This window comes from Aquimarina besae (genome assembly GCF_042434905.1).
Taxonomy (GTDB): Bacteria; Bacteroidota; Bacteroidia; order Flavobacteriales; family Flavobacteriaceae; genus Aquimarina.
Map to the genome: position 1 here is coordinate 1,928,872 of NZ_CP170199.1, position 19,369 is coordinate 1,948,240.

The 19,369-nt window shown below is 34.3% G+C and carries 19 protein-coding genes; 12 read left to right on the forward strand and 7 right to left on the reverse strand.

The features are described 5' to 3' along the window. Positions 1–3 precede the first annotated feature (3 nt). From ACE94K_RS08325 to dsrP, 4 genes are all read left to right on the forward strand, one after another. Positions 4–705: a multiheme c-type cytochrome gene (locus ACE94K_RS08325; protein WP_378182692.1), complete on the forward strand. Its 702-nt coding sequence runs from the start codon at positions 4–6 to the stop codon at positions 703–705. Next, entirely contained in the window at positions 695–1,327 is a 633-nt protein-coding gene (locus ACE94K_RS08330; protein ID WP_378182695.1) for a cytochrome c3 family protein, read from the forward strand. The genes ACE94K_RS08325 and ACE94K_RS08330 overlap by 11 nt, the downstream gene beginning before the upstream one ends. 20 nt (positions 1,328–1,347) lie before the next feature. Then, positions 1,348–2,475 carry a 4Fe-4S dicluster domain-containing protein gene (locus ACE94K_RS08335; protein WP_378182698.1) on the forward strand — a complete coding sequence of 376 codons (1,128 nt, stop codon included), beginning with the start codon at positions 1,348–1,350 and terminating at the stop codon, positions 2,473–2,475. Positions 2,476–2,740: 265 nt separating this feature from the next. Further along, a complete protein-coding gene (gene dsrP, locus ACE94K_RS08340) occupies positions 2,741–3,961 on the forward strand; it encodes a sulfate reduction electron transfer complex DsrMKJOP subunit DsrP (RefSeq protein WP_378182701.1) in 1,221 nt (406 codons plus the stop codon). Positions 3,962–4,223: 262 nt separating this feature from the next. Here the strand turns inward: dsrP and ACE94K_RS08345 are convergent, their stop codons facing one another. The 5 genes from ACE94K_RS08345 to ACE94K_RS08365 form a co-directional block, all read right to left on the reverse strand. Continuing rightward, positions 4,224–4,373: a hypothetical protein gene (locus ACE94K_RS08345; RefSeq protein WP_378182704.1), complete on the reverse strand. Its 150-nt coding sequence runs from the start codon at positions 4,371–4,373 to the stop codon at positions 4,224–4,226. Between the two features lie 885 nt (positions 4,374–5,258). Beyond that, the gene (locus ACE94K_RS08350; RefSeq protein ID WP_378182707.1) at positions 5,259–6,509 is read right to left on the reverse strand and encodes a DoxX family protein; all 1,251 of its coding nucleotides are present in this window, start codon (positions 6,507–6,509) and stop codon (positions 5,259–5,261) included. Positions 6,510–6,665: 156 nt separating this feature from the next. Further along, positions 6,666–7,190: a hypothetical protein gene (locus ACE94K_RS08355; protein WP_378182710.1), complete on the reverse strand. Its 525-nt coding sequence runs from the start codon at positions 7,188–7,190 to the stop codon at positions 6,666–6,668. Positions 7,191–7,308: 118 nt separating this feature from the next. Beyond that, the gene (locus ACE94K_RS08360) at positions 7,309–8,409 is read right to left on the reverse strand and encodes a two-component regulator propeller domain-containing protein (protein WP_378182713.1); all 1,101 of its coding nucleotides are present in this window, start codon (positions 8,407–8,409) and stop codon (positions 7,309–7,311) included. Between the two features lie 559 nt (positions 8,410–8,968). Further along, positions 8,969–9,517, reverse strand: coding sequence for a hypothetical protein (locus ACE94K_RS08365; protein ID WP_378182716.1), 549 nt, complete (start codon positions 9,515–9,517; stop codon positions 8,969–8,971). A gap of 318 nt (positions 9,518–9,835) precedes the next feature. Here ACE94K_RS08365 and ccoS point away from each other — a divergent pair, with 318 nt between their 5' ends. The 7 genes from ccoS (at position 9,836) to ACE94K_RS08400 (ending at position 16,445) form a co-directional block, all read left to right on the forward strand. Further along, on the forward strand, positions 9,836–10,030 hold the full coding sequence (gene ccoS, locus ACE94K_RS08370) for a cbb3-type cytochrome oxidase assembly protein CcoS (RefSeq protein WP_378182719.1): 195 nt from the start codon (positions 9,836–9,838) through the stop codon (positions 10,028–10,030). A gap of 1 nt (position 10,031) precedes the next feature. Next, positions 10,032–12,224, forward strand: a complete 2,193-nt coding sequence (gene ccoN / locus ACE94K_RS08375; RefSeq protein WP_378182722.1) for a cytochrome-c oxidase, cbb3-type subunit I — start codon at positions 10,032–10,034, stop codon at positions 12,222–12,224. 11 nt (positions 12,225–12,235) lie between these two features. Beyond that, a complete protein-coding gene (locus ACE94K_RS08380) occupies positions 12,236–12,427 on the forward strand; it encodes a CcoQ/FixQ family Cbb3-type cytochrome c oxidase assembly chaperone (protein ID WP_378182725.1) in 192 nt (63 codons plus the stop codon). Beyond that, positions 12,424–13,380, forward strand: a complete 957-nt coding sequence (locus tag ACE94K_RS08385; protein ID WP_378182728.1) for a cbb3-type cytochrome c oxidase N-terminal domain-containing protein — start codon at positions 12,424–12,426, stop codon at positions 13,378–13,380. Before ACE94K_RS08380 ends, ACE94K_RS08385 begins: the two co-directional genes overlap by 4 nt. A gap of 154 nt (positions 13,381–13,534) precedes the next feature. Next, positions 13,535–14,959, forward strand: coding sequence for a cytochrome c oxidase accessory protein CcoG (gene ccoG, locus ACE94K_RS08390; RefSeq protein ID WP_378182731.1), 1,425 nt, complete (start codon positions 13,535–13,537; stop codon positions 14,957–14,959). 331 nt (positions 14,960–15,290) lie between these two features. After that, the gene (locus ACE94K_RS08395) at positions 15,291–15,737 is read left to right on the forward strand and encodes a FixH family protein (protein WP_378182734.1); all 447 of its coding nucleotides are present in this window, start codon (positions 15,291–15,293) and stop codon (positions 15,735–15,737) included. Beyond that, positions 15,738–16,445: a sulfite exporter TauE/SafE family protein gene (locus ACE94K_RS08400; protein WP_378182737.1), complete on the forward strand. Its 708-nt coding sequence runs from the start codon at positions 15,738–15,740 to the stop codon at positions 16,443–16,445. It abuts the gene before it with no gap. 126 nt (positions 16,446–16,571) lie between these two features. On the opposite strand, the gene ACE94K_RS08405 is transcribed toward ACE94K_RS08400, so the two are convergent. Next, a complete protein-coding gene (locus tag ACE94K_RS08405) occupies positions 16,572–17,180 on the reverse strand; it encodes a DUF6799 domain-containing protein (protein ID WP_378182740.1) in 609 nt (202 codons plus the stop codon). A gap of 216 nt (positions 17,181–17,396) precedes the next feature. Between ACE94K_RS08405 and ACE94K_RS08410 the strand changes: the two genes are divergently transcribed. Beyond that, positions 17,397–17,882, forward strand: a complete 486-nt coding sequence (locus ACE94K_RS08410) for a GyrI-like domain-containing protein (RefSeq protein ID WP_378182743.1) — start codon at positions 17,397–17,399, stop codon at positions 17,880–17,882. Between the two features lie 133 nt (positions 17,883–18,015). On the opposite strand, the gene ACE94K_RS08415 is transcribed toward ACE94K_RS08410, so the two are convergent. Next, positions 18,016–19,278, reverse strand: a complete 1,263-nt coding sequence (locus ACE94K_RS08415) for an FAD/NAD(P)-binding oxidoreductase (RefSeq protein WP_378182746.1) — start codon at positions 19,276–19,278, stop codon at positions 18,016–18,018. Between the last annotated feature and the right edge of the window lie 91 nt (positions 19,279–19,369).

Consider the following 19,369-nt stretch of genomic DNA (forward strand, 5'->3'; position numbering starts at 1 on the left):
GCTATGAGGAAAAGACTTGGTATCATATCATTATTCACCCTCTTATTTGTAGCTTTTATTATCATTTGGAATTATAGCTACCAAACCGGATTAAAAGAGGCGTACATTCCCATAGAAAGTGGAGATTCCGATATATTGATCCCTTTAGAAATTGGGGTGTTCGGAAATGCGGAACTTGCGTTGGATTATGCAAATATGCCTATAGATGAAAATCATCAGAGAACCTTGGAAACCTATTATGATAATAGAGCATATTATGGTGCACCACCTAGTATTCCTCATCCATTACTGAAAGGAGAGCGATCTATGGGAGGAAAAGCATGTCTGCAATGTCATCAAAATGGAGGTTTTGTACCAAAGTTTAATGCCTATACACCGGTGACACCACATCCTGAAATGATCAATTGCAGACAATGTCATACACCACAAAATACGGATGTGCTCTTTGCAGAAACAAATTTTGCTAAGGTGCAAGCACCTATAGTTGGTGTTAACAATGCCTTACCTGGTAGTCCACCAATAATTCCTCATCCAATCCAAATGAGAGAAAATTGTCTGGCTTGTCACGCAGGACCGGCTGCTCCTAAAGAAATCAGGGTTACGCACCCAGAGCGAATCAATTGTAGACAATGTCACGTTCCAAGTGATAGAGTGATTACAGATATAGAAGTTTTTACAAGAGAAAACAATACTTATGATGAATAGATATAGAAGCGCACACATTCTGGGAGTTACTTTTCTACTTACGTTTATACTATTTTCTTGTAAGCATAGCGAAAGTGAATATCATAGCATCACGGATAAGATAGAAGCCGAAAGTAAAAACTATCAAGGTACACCCATTTCTTCAGAAAAGTATTTAGAAGGAGTTCATACCATAGAAATCACAGACGGGGAGCATACCTTCTTAATTCCAGAGCGTAAAAGTCAAATAAAATCCTATGCCTGTATTGAGTGTCATAATAAACCGCTTAGCGAAATGCAAAATAGCGATGCTGCAAAAAAGGCGCATTGGGATATAAAATTGGCACATGCAGATCTGAGTACTATGAATTGTATTACCTGCCATAATGGGGAGGATATGAATAATCTAAAAAGCTTAACAGGTAGCAAGATAGATTTTAACAGAAGTGATAAGCTTTGTAGTCAGTGCCATACCAAGCAGTTTAGTGATTGGAAAGGCGGTGCACACGGTAAAAAGGTAGCGGGTTGGGCGTCTCCAAGAGCATCAATGACTTGTGTAAATTGTCATAATCCTCATAAACCTGGTTTTGAGACCAGATGGCCATCGAGGTACAATACCCAGAAAGTAAAAGAAAGAGAATAGTTAATATCATCCATATAATTATGAACGATCAAAATAACAAAAAATGGTTTTCACTAAATCTGGGAAGTCGTAAAAAAGAAGCTGAAGGGTCCTGCGGTTGCGGAAAAACTTCCGGTGGATGTGGTTCTCATAGTGTATCTGAAATTAGTGACAAGGAATTCTTTGATGCTGCCGTAGATGCTTCTATTGGTGAAGAACGTAAAAAAGATGGTTTTGATCAGGTTTTTGATGTAAAAATGGATCGACGAACCGCTTTTAGACAATTAACAGCAAGTTTATTAATTGGAGCTGGAGCAGTTAGTAGTTCCTGTAGTGTAGTTGCAGATGATGAAGCTAAAGAAAAGGCACAGATTGATTGGGAAGAACAGTTTAAAGGAAACTATAAACTGATGACTGATGAAGAAAAGAAAGGGACTGTGGATCGACTGATGAGATCTTATGAATTGAGAAAAGGAAACCCCATCAATATGTCATCTACCAATGCTGAGAAAGATGTATTGTTTGGATATGCTTTTAATATTTCTAAATGTCAAGGATATATGGATTGCGTGAGTGCGTGTGTGGAAGAAAATAATCAAGACAGGAACTCGCAAATGCAATACATACGTATTCACGAAATGAAGGATGGTAAAGGGTTTAATTTTAATGAAGCAGATGATAATTATTATCACGAAGTGCCGGCCGAGGGACATTTTTATATGGGAACTCAATGTTTTCACTGTGATAATCCGCCATGTGTGGATGTATGTCCGGTGCAGGCTACCTGGCGTGAAGATGATGGATTGGTAGTGATAGATTATGATTGGTGTGTAGGATGTCGTTATTGCATGGCTGCCTGTCCATATGACGGAAGAAGATTTAATTGGAGTACACCAAAGGTTCCAGAGGATGAGATTAATAAAAATCAACACTATTTAGGGAATCGTATGCGTAAAAAGGGAGTGATGGAAAAATGTACTTTTTGTGTACAACGTTCCAGGGCTGGCCAAAACCCTGCTTGTGTAGATGCTTGTCCAACTGGTGCACGGATTTTTGGTAACTTATTAGATCCTGATAGTACAATCAGATGGGTACTAGAAAACAAAAAAGTGTTTAGACTAAAAGAAGACCTAGGTACCGAACCTAAGTTCTGGTATTTTATGGATTGATAAGATTAAAGAATTAAAAGCATTTTTTAGAAAAGTTAACGTTCCAAAGCAGCGCTTTGAAAATCTTTTTCCACCAGTATAAGATTTGTTTTTGCGTAAATAAATCTTGAAGCCTTGGAAAGATTTTAGCAAAACAAATCTGGTTTTCAGTAAAACTGAAAAATACCTTGGAAAAAGCGCCTTTTCTTTTGTTTCGTTTTCTTTGGGCGAGCAAAGAAAATGAAAAAGCAGTCAAAATTAGTACAACGTTTAAAGCAAAACGCAAATGAGACGACTCAAAGTTTTTAAAAGTTTAGTTAAAGATAGCTTGGATACCACTACTCAAGGATCAAAAAAATACCACATTTGGATGGCATTTTTAACCTTCGTCATGCTTGTGGGAATGTATTGTTATTCAGTGCAATTAGAATTTGGATTAAGTGCAACGGGAATGACGGACAGAGTAAGCTGGGGATTGTATATTTCGAATTTTACTTTTTTAGTGGGTGTAGCGGCGGCTGCAGTGATGCTGGTGATGCCAACCTATGTTTTAAAAGATATTGATTTTAAACAAGCGGTACTTATTGGAGAAGGACTTGCCGTAGCAGCATTGATTATGTGTTTGGCTTTTGTAGTAGCCGATATGGGTGGCCCTTCTGTATTATGGCATATGATTCCGGGAATTGGTGTGTTTAATTTTCCAAACTCTATGCTAACCTGGGATGTGCTAGTTCTTAATGGATATTTGTTTCTAAATATTTCTATTCCATTTTATATCTTATTTAGACGATATCAGGGAAAAGTTCCGAACCCCAAAATATATATTCCCGGAGCTATTTTATCGGTGTTTTGGGCTGTGGCGATTCACTTGGTGACTGCATTTTTGTACCAGGGATTACAGGCAAGACCCTTTTGGAATAATGCGTTGTTAGGACCTCGTTTTTTAGCCTCTGCTTTTGCTGCTGGACCGGCGTTGATTATTCTGGTATTGGCGATTATCCGATCTTTTACAGAATTTAAAATTGAAGATAAAACCATCAAAAAAATCGGAATGATTGTGACGGTTGCGGCTCAGATCAATCTCATTATGTTGGTATCGGAGTTGTTTAAAGAGTTTTATGCACCTACACATCATAGTGAGAGTGCATATTATTTATTTTTTGGATTGCATGGTAAAACCGCATTGTTACCCTGGATATGGACGGCAATTCCGCTAAATGTATTGGCAACAGTCTTACTTACGTTTGGTAAACTACGAAACAATCTCAAGGTGTTATATTTCTGCTGCTTTGTACTTTTTGTTGCAATTTGGATTGAAAAAGGATTCGGTTTAATCGTTCCGGGGTTTATTCCGGGACCTTATGGTAAAATTGCTGAATACACACCTACAGGAATTGAGATGGGAGTTACTTTGGGTATCTGGGCATTGGGAGCTTTTGTTTTTACTATTTTGGCAAAAACAGCGATTAAAATAGAAACAGGAAAATTGCAGTTTAAATCTAAATAAAAAGTGTAGGAAATGTGGAAAGGTAGCTTTAATAAGAATCCATATGAATAATACAATGTTTGTTGTCATCCCGAACTTGTTTCAGGGTCTCGTTTAACAAAATCTGAGCAATAATTAGTTATAAGATGCTGAAACAAGTTCAGCGTGACATTTGATGTTTTAAAACACTTTATAACCGGTGAAGTAAGAGGTTTATTGGATTGAAGTAATACAAATAAAAAAGCTGAATTTTGGAGTGTATCCTAAAATTCAGCTTTTGGTTTTATCGTTCCACTTGATAGGTGTATCTTTTATTTCCGGTAATAATATTTCCTTCATAATCATAGAATTGATTGATATAATTTACGAACTTATTATATTGGGGAGTGGCAATATTTCGCGTTCTGGATCTGATGTTTTCTAAAGTCCTCATGATGATTAGTTTTATCCGCCTGATGTTGGCAGGCGGGTGTCTTATGCTTCTTAGGTTATCTATAACGTCTTTTGTTATTCCAGATATTTCCTTTGGTGTCTTTTAATTTTTTTGTGATTTGATTGTTGTCTAATGTTCTCATGATGTTGATTGTTTTTTGATTGATAATTGATGATTGATTGATGATTGATTGATGAATTGTTACGGTTTAGGTTATCTATAACGTCTTTTGTTATTCCAGATATTTCCTTTGGTGTCTTTTAATTTTTTTGTGATTTGATTGTTGTCTAAAGTTCTCATGATGTTGATTGTTTTTTGATCCGCCATAGACGGAAAGGTTGATTGATGAATTTTAATTGTTTTGATTATCTATAACGTCTTTTGTTGTTCCAGATACTTCCGTTTGTGTTGTTTAATTTTTTAGTGATTTGATTGCTGTCTAAAGTTCTCATGATGTTGATTGTTTTTTGATCCGCCATAGACGGAAAGGTTGATTGATGAATTTTAATTGTTTTGATTATCTATAACGTCTTTTGTTGTTCCAGATATTTCCGTTTGTGTTGTTTAATTTTTTAGTGATTTGATTGCTGTCTAATGTTCTCATAATTTCTGTTGTTTTAAATTGTTATATACTTACTAGACGCCGATGTTTTAATTTTGTTACAGTACTATGTATAAAAAGGTACTATTTTAACATATTTTAACCAAAATACTGGTGTTTTGGGATGTTTTTTGGGAAAACTAAAGGGAATTGAGCTGTAACTTTTTAAGAATAGAGTGGTGGAAAGTTGAATATATTTCGACTGTTAGTGTTATATAAACTGACCAACTTTGTATACTATGAAATCACAAACATTCACCTAGTATATAGCAATTCCATAAAATTTATTTATTGTAAGGACGTTCGTTAATCCAATTAAAACCACGAGAGTTTAAATTAAATTTTTTATGATTTTTCCTAGAGAATATAATATGTAAAGTATCGGTTTCTATAATTCCATCGAGTTGAAGAAATTCTGAATTTGGATTCTTATAATTGAAATTATACTCCTTGGATTCAGCATCTTTTTTATGAATCATTATTTTTTGAGACGTTGAATCGGTTATAAATTTATATTGATGTTTTCGATCATCCATTGTTTTTACAGTTGCTACATCTTTTAAATCAACGATGAGATAACGCCATCTATAACCGTCCGTAATTAAGGGTTGGAGTGTGTCTCCATTTTTCACAAAGTAGGATGCTTCCCAGATACCGTATAGTAATGGTTTTTTTCGGTCGTTTCCTCTATGGCTTTCGGTTGTATAAAAATTAAATGAAATGAAACCAACAAGAATGCATATCCCAATAGATTTCATCCAAAATATTACTTTGTGATATTTAGCGCTTTTAATAGGATGATAATAATGATATGCTTCTGCGGCTTTATTTTTAACAAATACACGTAAAAACCTGTGATCTGTTGTGAAAATAACTAAAGCCATAAGTATTAAATGAACTGAAAATAATTTGACAGGAATATCATAACAGAAATTCATCATAGCAACTTGAGTCATTACACCAATAATTATGAATGAACCAAGTGTTTGTGTTCGTCTAGGGATCAAGAGTAAACCACCAAGTACTTCCATAAAGCCAACAAACACATTAAAGCCTTTCGAAAAACCCATATACGTCCAAGCTAATCCCATGGGCGAAAAATCACCTAAAGGATCAAGTAAATGTGTCAATGAAGCCGATGGAAATTGAAGCTTAAAAACCTTCACAAAGCCATAAAGAAGCATTGCAGCTACTAAAACAACACGCAGAAATACGATAAACCAATATAAAAGCTTGTTGTAACTCTTACGGTTTCGGTCTACAATACTCCAAATAATACTGGTGATTGCGGTTAGAACTACAGTTACAAATAATGTTAAATATGCAAAAGTGTGATCTCCACTACCATAACCACTTACGTCATATTCGTAATGTATTTCAAAAATTGTTTTACCAATCCATCTAAATGGTGTTTCAAAAAGTGGACTCAATACCATGAGAAGTACATAAAGCGTAAAGTACGTAAATATCGTTCTAAATAGTATTTTGCTTAATAGACTCCAGTGTTCTCTATATTCTTGTGTCAATAGCTTCATATAGAATTAGTAACGAAACAGAATGATTAGTTACTAAATTCATTAAAGTTTTTGTAAAAAAGGAATATTTTTACTTTTTTCAAATGGATGTCCCTTTACCTACCTTCTTGTATTCAACGGCTTTTATAGGTTGAGATTTCCTGTTATCTGCAGGGCTTAATTTGGATCATATTTTTGACCGTTGATGAATATTTCACCTCCGAGTTCTTCTACATCATATCCAATCCATTCAGCATCTCTTTTTTTCCAAAGTTCTCTATGTTTTTGGGTAGTCAAAACGGTGTCTACTGTAATGCCATCTCTTTGAAACATCAAACGTTCCCATTTTTGAAATGTATATACATAAATACTATCTATGGATACAAAGTCAATGCTATCAATAATCATAGCATTGTTCAAAGTGGTATCTATTATTGACCAATCACGTAGTGCAAATTCTCTTTGTTGTTCTCGTGATATTTGACTGCCATTTTCATCATATATCACAAAATCTTGGGGCATTTTTTTCATATATAAATCAATATTCTTTGTGCTAACCGCTAAAATGAGAGTATCAATTTCTTTTTGGATTTGAGCTGTAATATAGCTTTTCTCGGATTCTGAATAATCTGATTTTATTATTTCTTTACATTGAGAATAAGTCAGAATTATGAGTATCAGAAGTAACAATTTAGTTTTCATGTGCTATATGTTTAATGTTGATCGCCTCTTTTATAAGTAGCAGGTAGTTTCTATTCACAAACCTTTCGGTTTTTGCTGATTTTTACTTTATACTTTCATTTTATAACGTAAACCATTTTTACCAAGGTCCATTCTTTGTTACATTAATAAATTTTCCATTTTCTAATCTGAAAGCACCGCCAAACCCAACAAACCAAAGTCTATTGTGTTGGTCTTTCAATATTTTAAAAACTACTGGGCCTTTGTTATTTTCTGCTTTTTTGTATTCAATTAATATTCCTTTGTTATACGTATACAAAGAATGCTGATTTGAAACAAACCATAGGTTACCATCTTTATCTTCGGCTATACTTCCTATCCCTTTTCCTGTTTCAATTTTCCCTTTTGTAATATTTTTTGCCTTACCATTTGTTAAATTATATAGTCCAATTTTTGTTGAGACCCATAATTCACCATTTTTATCTTCGAATATTTCATTGACAAAATTCGTTTGAATTCCTACTTCTTTAGAAACATTTGTAAGTGAATTATTGGCGTATGAAAAAAGCCCGGCATTTGAACTAAACCATAGTGTGCCTTTACTGTCTTCGAAAATACTATGAACCATTTTTGTGCTAGAAATACCTAAAGTAGGGTCTATTTTTCCTTCAGGAAGAACAAATTCCGTAAACTTTTGACCGTTAAAAATACAAACACCATCTATAGTTCCAACCCATATCTTACCATTTTTATCGGCAGCAATAGACCAAACATCATTACTGATTAATCCATCTGATTCATAATAATTTGTCACAGTATTTCCGTCAATACTACTTATGCCATCGGTATGTCCTAACCATATTTTCCCGTTATTGTCTTCCGCAATGTCTTTTATGGTTACCCTTTTTCCTGATTTACTTCTTATACTATCAATATGAGTAAGCGAATTATGAGAAAATCTAAAAGCACCTCCTTCTCCTCCAAACCAAATGTCACCTTTGCTATCTTGAAATATAGTTCTGATGACTTGACTTATCTGATTGTTGGAATCTGAAAAAAAAGAGTATTCATCATTTTTAGCATTTGATATATTCTCTTCCAATTTCTTTACTGAGGTTGAAGGTTGTAACTCATTCTTATTTTTTTGTCCATGACAAGAATTTAAAATAAGCGACAGAGTTATGACTGTAAATAATTTAATTTTTATCATCAGTGTTTTTAATTGGTTAATATGAGGCATTACGGATTTGTTGGTGAAACGTAGCATACAAAAAGACACTAACTTTTCGGATAAACACAGAGCCGAATTTTTATATTTTGTTTTTAATTTTTCTCTTTTTAAAAGCCAAATTAAAAATTTGGTGGACTTTCTAAATATACACAAACCTTTCGGTTCGATTTAGCTCTTATTAGCTATGATTTATACACCGTGTTGCGGTGAGTTTTTTTCGACCAGATTGATGTTAATATTATAACTATAGTGATAATATTAAAAATAATTAAAGGTATTTGAAAAGCGAGATAATTAAACTTTTCAAGAGGTATTTCTGTTAATCTTCTAATAATTGGAATAAGCATCAAAGAAAAACTCATTATTTTTATAATTGTTCTCTTATAATATTTAGTAAAGTTTAGAATTAGACCAATAAGTCCTAAAACTGCAAATATTTGGTCATTATTTCCAAATTCAAAACTTGTCCATATAAGCCAAAAGATAAAAGGGATACCTATCATTTGTCCCATTAGAATAATTAATGAATAGGATGATATAGATATAATTTTTAAATATTTTTCTTTGGTCATTCTTGTTTTTCAATTTCTTTCCATTCTCCTTTTCGGAAATACATATTGTGAAATTTCGGTGAATTAAATACCATAAAAAAGTCCCAAACTTCACGATATATAGTCGGATTAGTTGTCAATATATGATGAGAAGGTTTTTCCATTTCAATCACAAGTCTCGCAGATTGATAAGGTGTTAGAGTGGATACGCTTCCTTCATAGGTTTCGGTTATTATTTTTCCTTCTGTTACGTAAAAATATATCGAATCATTTTCTTTTATTTCAAATCGAAAATTATTGTACTGCCAATCAGCTTGTTTTCCAGGAAAATAATTTCGGTCAATTATATATTCTCCATAAAAATCCGATTTATCAAGTACTTTTTTGGTAAAGAATGGCCGAAGTACAGCAGACAAAATCCATAACAATAGCATTCCACCCCACATTCCAATCAGCGCAAATTTGAAAAACTTTTTTCGAGTGGAAATCCATAATAGAAGCAGTATTGCTGAAATCGGTAAAAAAATAAAAATAAATCCTAATCCTGCCATTAATGATATTCTCAATTTTTTCTTAAATGCTCCACCAACTGTTTATACACCTACATATTACGCATATTTCTCAAATATCCCAAGCTAACAATCTTCAAACGTATAATAAACGTTTTATGCAACGGCTAGAGTCCAAAATATTTAAACTAATCAAAAATTCCCCAAATGCAAAAGACTTGTTTTCGTACTCCTTTTTAGTGCCTTTTTTAAATTATAATAATTGATCTGACCAGCGCTGACAATTCCTACTACAAACAAGCATATCAAAACCTGATAAATGTCATTTTTTAAGAAAATGTTCACACATACTTTTGGCGTATAATTAAATGCTATATGGGTGTTATTTATGTTTTGTTAACTATCAGTATCGTTGTAGCCATTGTCTTTTTTGTGGCTTTTATACTCTCTGTAAAGAATGGTCAATACGATGATACATACACGCCATCAGTCAGAATGCTTTTTGATGATGAGCTTGTTACAGAATCTAAAGAAAAATCTTCGGTACCCACTAAAAACAATCAAGTATAATATGAAAATGGAACAATTCTATTACGATAACAAAATCGTAAAAAAATTCTTGTACGCCACTTTGCTTTGGGGTATTGTAGGAATGTCAGTCGGATTGCTACTGGCGTTTATGTTTTTATTCCCTAATCTTACCGATGGTATCTCGTGGTTGAGTTTTGGACGGTTACGTCCATTGCACACCAATGCGGTGATCTTCGCCTTTGTAGGTAATGCCATATTTGCAGGAGTGTATTACTCTACGCAGCGGTTGCTAAAAACACGAATGTTTAATGATACGCTTAGTAACATTAATTTCTGGTGTTGGCAGTTGATCATCGTAGGAGCGGCCATTACGCTGCCTCTGGGATACACAAGTTCTAAAGAATATGCAGAGCTAGAATGGCCTTTTGATATTGCCATTGCGCTTATTTGGGTAGTTTTTGGTTGGAACCTGATTGGTACCATTCTAAAACGTAGACAGCGTCATCTGTATGTAGCCATTTGGTTTTATCTGGCAACAGTAGTAACGGTTGCTGTGCTGCATATCTTTAATAGTTTGGCATTACCGGTGAGTGCGCTAAAAAGTTATTCGGTATACGCGGGTGTTCAGGATGCTTTGGTACAATGGTGGTATGGACATAATGCGGTTGCATTCTTCCTTACAACGCCATTCTTAGGATTGATGTATTACTTTGTTCCAAAAGCAGCAAACAGACCAGTGTATTCTTATCGATTGTCGATTGTTCACTTTTGGTCTCTAATATTCATTTATATCTGGGCAGGACCACACCACTTGTTGTATTCGGCTTTGCCGGACTGGGCACAAAATCTGGGAGTTGCTTTTTCTGTGATGTTGATTGCACCGTCGTGGGGCGGTATGATCAATGGATTATTAACATTGCGAGGCGCCTGGGACAAAGTGCGTACAGACCCTGTACTTAAATTTATGGTAGTTGCTATTACAGGATATGGTATGGCTACGTTTGAAGGGCCTATGCTTTCTTTAAAAAATGTAAACGCGATTGCACATTTTAGTGACTGGGTAATTGCTCACGTACACGTTGGTGCTTTAGCCTGGAATGGTTTCTTCACCTTTGGAATGGCGTATTGGTTAATTCCGAAATTATTTAAAACCAAACTATGGTCTACAGGATTGGCAAACGCACATTTCTGGATCGGTACATTAGGTATTATAATGTATGCATTGCCAATGTATGTAGCAGGATTTGTACAAGCTTCTATGTGGAAACAATTTAACCCTGATGGAAGTTTAGTATATGGTAATTTCTTAGAAACAGTGAATGAAATTATCCCAATGTACTGGATGCGTGCTATCGGTGGTAGTATGTTCATCTTTGGGATGTTTATTATGTTGTACAACGTAATTAAAACCATAAAAGCCGGAGCCACAGTTACAGATGAATTGGCAGAAGCTGCTCCATTAACCAAAGTAACAAAACATAGAACAGCAAAAGAAGGATATCATACTTGGTTAGAAAGAAGACCGGTGAAATTAACCATTTTTGCTACGATAGCCATACTAATTGGTGGTGCTGTACAAATTATACCAACATTGATGGTAGATTCTAATATACCAACCATCACCAGTGTAAAACCATATACACCACTAGAATTAGAAGGAAGAGATCTTTATATCAGAGAGAGTTGTGTGTCTTGTCACTCTCAGATGATCAGACCTTTCCGTAGTGAGGTAGAACGTTACGGAGAATATTCTAAGGCAGGAGAGTATGTATACGATCATCCGTTTTTATGGGGAAGTAAACGTACAGGTCCTGACCTGATGAGAATTGGAGGAAAATACTCTGACAATTGGCATCTCAATCATTTCTATGATCCACAGAGTACTTCATCAGGATCCATTATGCCTAGTTATAAATGGTTGCTTAAGAATGAATTAGATCGATCTGATACAGAATCCAAGATGGAAGCTATGGTAACGCTCGGAGTTCCTTATACACCGGAAGAAATAGCCAAAGCGCAAAAATGGATGGACGAACAAGCTACGCAAATAGAGAAAAACCTGTACGATGATCCGGATTTTGCAAAAACCTATGAAGCTGATAAGAAATATGCAAAAGAAAATGGATTGGATTTCATAGAGATGAGAGACCGAGAAGTGATCGCCCTCATTGCCTATATACAAAGATTAGGAACGGATATCAAAGTTAAAAATGAAACCGCAAGTTCAAACTAAAGCAAAAAATCATGTTTAAATTCATAAAAGGACATTTGGAAAGTATCGAAGGTATAGAGGTATATCCTATCATATCACTACTCATATTTTTCATCTTTTTTACCGCCTTATTCTGGTGGGTAATTTCAGCAAAAAAAGAACATATCAAAGAAGTAAGTGAGATTCCGCTTGATTCAGAAAACGAAAAAGAAGTAATACTATGAGAAGTACAGTATCCTATATAAGAGTCATTATTCTTTTATTAATAGCATATTTTTTAATAGAATGGGCTGTAGATTCGGGAGATGAATCAGCATTTGTTACAGAACCACTTGCCTGGGGAATTTTGGGAATCGTTTTGTTGTTTTCGATCGCTATTGAAATTTGTGTAGAAGCGTTGAGAAGCGTATTGTTTAAGTCATTAAAACCAGAAGCTCAGGAACGTTATACCTTAGCACATAATGCTAAAAAAGAACAACAATTTAGATGGGTAAAAGACACCTATTTAAAATTAGTGGACAGTAAACCTGTAGAAGAGGAAGGTGAGATTATTTTGGACCACAATTATGATGGAATCAAAGAGTTAGACAATAATCTTCCGCCTTGGTGGGTATATGGTTTCTATGTAACCATTGTGTTTGGCGTGATATATCTAGCACGTTTTCATGTGTTTAATGATTATACGCAAGCAGAAGAATACGAAACTGAAGTAGCTGAAGCATTAGTAGCAATAGAAGAATATAAAAAGACCGCGAAAGATTTAGTCGATGTAAACACAGTCGTATTACTGACCGAAACTTCAGACATTAACGCAGGGAAAGTCATTTTTACTACTAATTGTGTGGCTTGCCATAAAGCAGACGGAGGAGGTGGTATTGGACCTAATCTAACAGATCCAAATTGGATTTTAGGTGGCGGTATCAAAAATGTATTCCGTACCATTTCTGAAGGAGGTCGAGATGGAAAAGGAATGGTAGCGTGGAAACAAACTCTGAAGCCAGCCGAAATGGCCCAAGTAGCAAGTTATGTGATCACGCTTGGTGGAACAACTCCGGCAGAACCAAAAGAAGCACAAGGTGAGATTTGGATTGATCCAGATGCTCCAAAAGAAGATGTTCCAAAAGAAGAAATTCCGGAAACGGTTACAGATTCGACTGCTGTGGTGGTTAATGAATAATCTGCTTGTAATAAATATGATAACACCTTTAAGTAAACAAACCAGCTGTCACATCGAGCGGAGTCGAGATGTTTTGTCCTTAGTAGAATAAGTAGTTCTCTACTGCGCTTGAACTGACAGTATAATAAAATTAAACCGTAGAAAATAATCCAAATTGGAAGCACCGCAAAACGAAACATTCAGAGATTCTATCGGTACGATAAACGAAGAAGGGAAACGTGCTTGGGTATATCCTAAAAAACCTAACGGGAAATTCTATGAGTACCGTAAATGGGTCAGCTACGGACTACTTCTTTTTTTGTTTTCTGCTCCGTTTATCAAAATAAATGGAAATCAGTTTCTGTTATTCAATGTGTTGGAGCGTCGTTTCAATATTTTTGGTGCGCCTTTTTGGCCGCAGGATTTTCATTTGTTTGTGATTTCTATGATTATAGGTGTGGTTTTTGTAATCTTGTTTACTGTAGCATTTGGTAGGTTATTCTGTGGTTGGATATGTCCGCAGACCATTTTTATGGAAATGGTTTTTCGTAGGATAGAATATTGGATAGAAGGTGATAGAGGTAAGCAAATACGATTAGATAAGCAACCTTGGAATGCGGATAAAATTAAAAAACGTACTCTCAAGTGGTTTGTGTTTTTTATTATTTCATTTTTGATTGCCAATGTGTTTTTGGCGTATCTGATCGGAAGCGATACCCTGATTCAGTACATTTTTATAGACGGTCCTTTTAAGCATGTGAGCACATTAATCTCGTTGCTCATATTTACAGGAGTCTTTTATTTTGTATTTGCCTGGTTTAGAGAACAGGTCTGTGTCATTGCCTGTCCATATGGTCGATTACAAGGAGTTTTATTGGATGCCAAATCCATCGTTGTTGCATACGATTATAAACGTGGCGAAAAAGAAGCTGGCCGCGCAAAGTTTAAGAAAAATGAAGATAGACCTACTACTGGAAAAGGAGATTGTATAGATTGTTTTCAATGTGTACATGTGTGTCCTACGGGAATTGATATTCGCAATGGCACGCAACTCGAATGTGTTAACTGTACAGCTTGTATTGATGCTTGTGATCATATAATGGAAAGCGTAAACTTACCAAAAGGATTAATTCGTTATGCCAGTGAGGATAATATAGCAAAAAAAGAGAAATTTAAGTTTACTCCACGTCTCAAAGGATATACGGCAGTGTTGGTAATATTAATAGGTGTTTTTTTAGGAATGTCTTTTTTAAGGAATGATATCGAAGCTAATATTTTAAGACTACCAGGGCAGTTGTATGAAAGGAAAGATAATAATATGATTAGTAATGTGTATACTTATAAGCTAGTCAATAAAACTATTGAGGAGATCGAAAATGTCCATTTTGAATTATTATCTCATAAAGGAACTATTGAACTCGTAACTCATAAAAACTTTATATTACCTAAACAGGGGCTGGCAGAAGGAACATTATTTATAGAAATCAGTGAATCTGCTTTAAGTGGTGATAAAGATAAAGTGAAAATAGGTGTATACTCTAATGAAAAACTGGTAGAAACAACAACTACTACTTTTCTTGGACCAAGAAGCTATAGGTAGTTGTTAGCTGAGGATTATAAAACTCAAGTTAAAATTTATAATCAAAGAATAATTTCAGCTTCTTTCCCTTTGGGAGAGATGTCCGCCAAAGCAGACATAGAGGGTTGATGAAGTTAAGTTATGAGTTTGCTCGATTGAAATGAAAATAATAAAGACAATTAATGGATTCCAGCGTGTCACACTGAGCTTGTCGAAGTGTAGGCTGGAATCCAAAAGAATAAAACTGAGAATAAACATAGTAAACAGGACAAACTATAAGGGGTTAACGGGAAAAGAGATTTGTTAAAATCTCGATTCCTAAGTCCTGTTTTATAATCAAAATATATAAAAGATGAAAATAAACTGGGGTACTGCTATTGTACTGGTATTTATAGGATTTATAAGTTTCATTCTATACTTTGTTGTACGAATGAATACAGAAAAAAAGTTCGAACACGATTTGGTAACAGAAGATTACTACAAACAGGAATTAGCTTTTCAACAAGAAATCAATGCCGAAGAAAATGGAAATGCATTAGAAAGTAATGTAAAAATTAAAAGGATTGTAGAGGGATTACTGGTTACCTTTCCAAAAGACAAAAACTATACAAAATTATCCGGAACCATTTCTTTATATCGTCCGTCTAATAAAAAGTTGGATTTCAAAATTCCAATAACGTTACAGAGTTCTGAAATATTGGTTTCCAAAAATCAATTGATAGAAGGGCGATGGAATATTACGGTAAATTGGGAGTATGAGAACACTTCTTATTTATTTAAAGAATCATTTACTTATTAAATGTTATTTTCCGCATTCATATTAGGTATTTTAGGAAGTTTTCATTGTATAGGAATGTGCGGCCCTATTGCTTTTATGTTACCGCTGGATCAAAAGAATGGTATAAAGAAAATTTTTCAAATCTCTCTATATCATTTAGGTAGATTGCTAGCCTATAGTATGATTGGTTTCTTTTTTGGTATTGTAGGAAAAAGCATGAATATTTTCGGAATGCAGCAAGGACTGTCAATTGGAATCGGAATTGTAATGATTCTATTCGTTTTGATTCCTTCACCGGTACTTATGAAGTACAACTTCTCCAAACCTGTTTATAAAATTATATCAAAAGTTAAGAGTGCATTAGGAAAAGAACTTAAAAAGAAAACTCCTGATACCTTTTTAACGATTGGTTTTTTAAATGGGTTTTTACCCTGTGGGTTGGTATATATGGCAGTTTTTGCCGCTGTCGCTATAGGCGATGTTATAGAAAGTAGTATGTATGTAGTACTTTTTGGATTGGGTACCATACCACTAATGACGGTTGTGGTTTATGCAAGAAATTTGTTGAAAGGGAAGTGGATTCGAAAATATATTCAAAAAACAATTCCGGTTTTTGTGGTAATGATGGGGATATTATTTATTATGCGAGGAATGGGCCTAGGGATTCCGTATGTTTCTCCTAAACAGTCTACAGAAACGGTATCCACTAACTTCGAATGTCATCAATAAAAAATTAGACCTAGAAAGAGTAATATTTTTTGTCATTTTGATTTCTATGACAAAACCAAACTGTATATCAAAACAATTTGGTTTTGTCATAGAAATCAATGTGATAGTATTTGTAACAATATCATTTTATTGAACTTCTGTGTCTGGTTTCTTGATATTTTTAACCAAATCTTTTCTTTGCTCATAACTGTTTTCGTATTGTATTCCATTTAGAGTAAGACATTCTCCATCTCTTAGTCGTACTTGTTCTTTTCCTGATTCTTTATAAATACCGTAAGGATCAATAACGATTCCATTGCTTAAATTGAGATTTTTACGTAATCGTTTTTGAGATTCATTAATAACTTGGTATACTTTCCCCGATAGCTTTATATAATGTAGCTTTTTTTGATATCTCATTTCAAGTTGTGCTTCATTAAGACCTTTGTTTTCTTTTTTAGTCTTATATCGGTATTGATATTCATTACGATATTCGATACCATACATATCCATAATTTCACCTTCTTTTAAACGAGATTGATATCCATCCATAGCCTGAAATGTTCCGTCCGGATTTAGAACGGTACAATCGTCCAAAATTATGGTTTCTTGTAAAGGTGTGACTGCCTTATCAACTACTACCAGCATATCACCGTCAACATACATCAAAACAGTTTGTTCTGGGTTTAGGTTTTGTGCGGTTAGAGTTGAAGTTCCTATGGTTAATAATCCGAAAAATAATACTAGCTTTCTCATGATCTTAAGATTTAAATTTACTACAATTTAGTATGAAATTAGATCATTTGTTATGACGTATATCATTTTTGAAAAATACTGAAAACACAAAATAGTATGGAATAAATTCTATAAAAAAAACAGATTCTCAATTTTCAAACAAGAATGATCAAAGTCATAGCTTATTGTCTTTTATTGAATTAAATTAAGTCTACTTTTAATCTAAAATAAATCGTTATGTCTATTACCATATCAAATATCAGCATAGAAAAACTTCCTAAAAAGAAGTTAGCATTTATTGAACACAAAGGTCCCTATCAGGGCAATACCCAGCTTTTTGGTAAATTATTTACTTCTGTAATGGAATGGATGCAATCAAAAGATGTAATGCATACTTCGGATATAGGAGCTATAACTGTTTATCCTGATGATTCTAGTGCCGTACCTGAAAGCGAACAAAGAATATATGTAGGTTTTACAGTTCCTGAACATACCAAAGCCGATGGTGACATTCAAATTATGGAAATACCCGAAGGATCTTATGTTGTAGGTTCTTTTGAAATTCTACCTAGCGAATATGGGAATGCCTGGAATGAAGTTTTTGAATTTATAAAGAGTAAAAACCTGGTGCCTTCTGCAATGATGTACGAGTCTTATAAAAATGAACCGAATACGCATCCTGAAGGCAAACATTTGGTGGATATCAATGTGATGATTCAATAAAAACTATTGCATTTTAGAGAATTACTAAAACCTGAAACATTTGCTTTCTCGTGAGATATTAAAATATTTCGGAAAAGCAAATGTTTCAGGTTTGTTTGATTATAGTTTTAAAGTTTATTAGATCTTATGAGAATTACACATTTTTTCCCTTCATCATTTTGTTCCAATAGAGATAGGGTAGCATATATTTTTTTAGAATCCACAATCTCCAATGTTCTTTAGAGCTATCAAAAATTAATAATTGTTTTAGTTTAGGGTCCGGAGTAAAGTTATTATCATAATCAAATTCTCCTAATACCATTTTACCGTATCCGGTTACTAACGGACAAGAAGAATAACCATTATAAGATGTGTTGGTAGCCTTTTTGTGATTTATTAATAATAAAATATTGTCGACGACAACTGGTACTTGCTTTCTTATGGCAGCTCCGGTTTTTGCCGTAGGTAATGCAGTAACATCACCAACACCAAAAATATTTTTGTATTTGACATGCTGAAGAGAGTGGTGGTCCACATCCAGCCAACCTTGTTCATTGACCAAAACAGATTCTTTAATAAATTTTGGTGCAGTTTGCGGAGGAGCCAAATGGAGCATGTCGAATGGCATTTCGATAACAGTATCATCTATTATAGTTTCGGATAGTATGTTTCCGGGGCTAATTTCTGATCGTTTATTGTCGGGTGCTGTATATTTGAAATATATAAGCTGTTTATCAGGATCAATCTTAAAGGGTGCATAGAAAGGTTTAAAATGTATCCCATATCTATGAATCACTTTCATCAGAGTTTCTCGAATGGGTTTCACCCCAAAAATTACTGAACCTGGTGTAGCAAAAACGACATTTGTTTTGTTTGATAATCCTTGTTTTCTAAAGTAATCTGCGGCCAAATAGGCAGTTTTCTGTGGTGCTCCTCCACATTTTATCGGAGTAGTAGGTTGTGTGAATACTGCGTTGCCTCCTTTAAAATTTTTAATGACCTGCCAGGTATGTTTTGGATCTGTATAGTTACTACAAACAATGCCTTTATCCAATGCTTCTTGCAACCCTTCAATAAGAGAGGTGTCTATGACGAGTCCAGGAGAAATTACTAAATAGTCGTACGTTATATTTCCACTTGATTTTGTTGAAACCAAATTGTTTTCAGGATCAAAACCTACTGCATAATCCTTAATCCAAATGGCATCTTTAGGCATGACCTTACTCATAGGTTTAGCCGTTTTGTCAAAATCATAGGTGCCTGCTCCAACTAATGTCCACGCAGGTTGATAATAATGGGTATTAGCGGGTTCTATAAGTCCAATATCCAGGTTTTTATCTTTTTTTATGAGCTGTGTAGCAGTCATAATACCACCGGTACCGCCGCCTATAATAAGTATTTGATAATGTGTTTTCATGGTACTGTAATTTTGATATATAAAGATAACTTCACTAAATATGGATTACAGTAACATTGGTTACATACCAACAATTTTATAGCTAAATGAA

Bases quoted from the DNA above. Each gene is read 5' to 3' on its own strand.
- ACE94K_RS08325 (WP_378182692.1), top strand. From the start codon at position 4: ATGAGGAAAAGACTTGGTATCATATCATTATTCACCCTCTTATTTGTA.
- ACE94K_RS08330 (WP_378182695.1), top strand. From the start codon at position 695: ATGATGAATAGATATAGAAGCGCACACATTCTGGGAGTTACTTTTCTA.
- ACE94K_RS08335 (WP_378182698.1), top strand. From the start codon at position 1,348: ATGAACGATCAAAATAACAAAAAATGGTTTTCACTAAATCTGGGAAGT.
- dsrP (WP_378182701.1), top strand. From the start codon at position 2,741: ATGAGACGACTCAAAGTTTTTAAAAGTTTAGTTAAAGATAGCTTGGAT.
- ACE94K_RS08345 (WP_378182704.1), bottom strand. From the start codon at position 4,373: ATGAGGACTTTAGAAAACATCAGATCCAGAACGCGAAATATTGCCACT.
- ACE94K_RS08350 (WP_378182707.1), bottom strand. From the start codon at position 6,509: ATGAAGCTATTGACACAAGAATATAGAGAACACTGGAGTCTATTAAGC.
- ACE94K_RS08355 (WP_378182710.1), bottom strand. From the start codon at position 7,190: ATGAAAACTAAATTGTTACTTCTGATACTCATAATTCTGACTTATTCT.
- ACE94K_RS08360 (WP_378182713.1), bottom strand. From the start codon at position 8,409: ATGCCTCATATTAACCAATTAAAAACACTGATGATAAAAATTAAATTA.
- ccoS (WP_378182719.1), top strand. From the start codon at position 9,836: ATGGGTGTTATTTATGTTTTGTTAACTATCAGTATCGTTGTAGCCATT.
- ccoN (WP_378182722.1), top strand. From the start codon at position 10,032: ATGAAAATGGAACAATTCTATTACGATAACAAAATCGTAAAAAAATTC.
- ACE94K_RS08380 (WP_378182725.1), top strand. From the start codon at position 12,236: ATGTTTAAATTCATAAAAGGACATTTGGAAAGTATCGAAGGTATAGAG.
- ACE94K_RS08385 (WP_378182728.1), top strand. From the start codon at position 12,424: ATGAGAAGTACAGTATCCTATATAAGAGTCATTATTCTTTTATTAATA.
- ACE94K_RS08395 (WP_378182734.1), top strand. From the start codon at position 15,291: ATGAAAATAAACTGGGGTACTGCTATTGTACTGGTATTTATAGGATTT.
- ACE94K_RS08400 (WP_378182737.1), top strand. From the start codon at position 15,738: ATGTTATTTTCCGCATTCATATTAGGTATTTTAGGAAGTTTTCATTGT.
- ACE94K_RS08405 (WP_378182740.1), bottom strand. From the start codon at position 17,180: ATGAGAAAGCTAGTATTATTTTTCGGATTATTAACCATAGGAACTTCA.
- ACE94K_RS08410 (WP_378182743.1), top strand. From the start codon at position 17,397: ATGTCTATTACCATATCAAATATCAGCATAGAAAAACTTCCTAAAAAG.
- ACE94K_RS08415 (WP_378182746.1), bottom strand. From the start codon at position 19,278: ATGAAAACACATTATCAAATACTTATTATAGGCGGCGGTACCGGTGGT.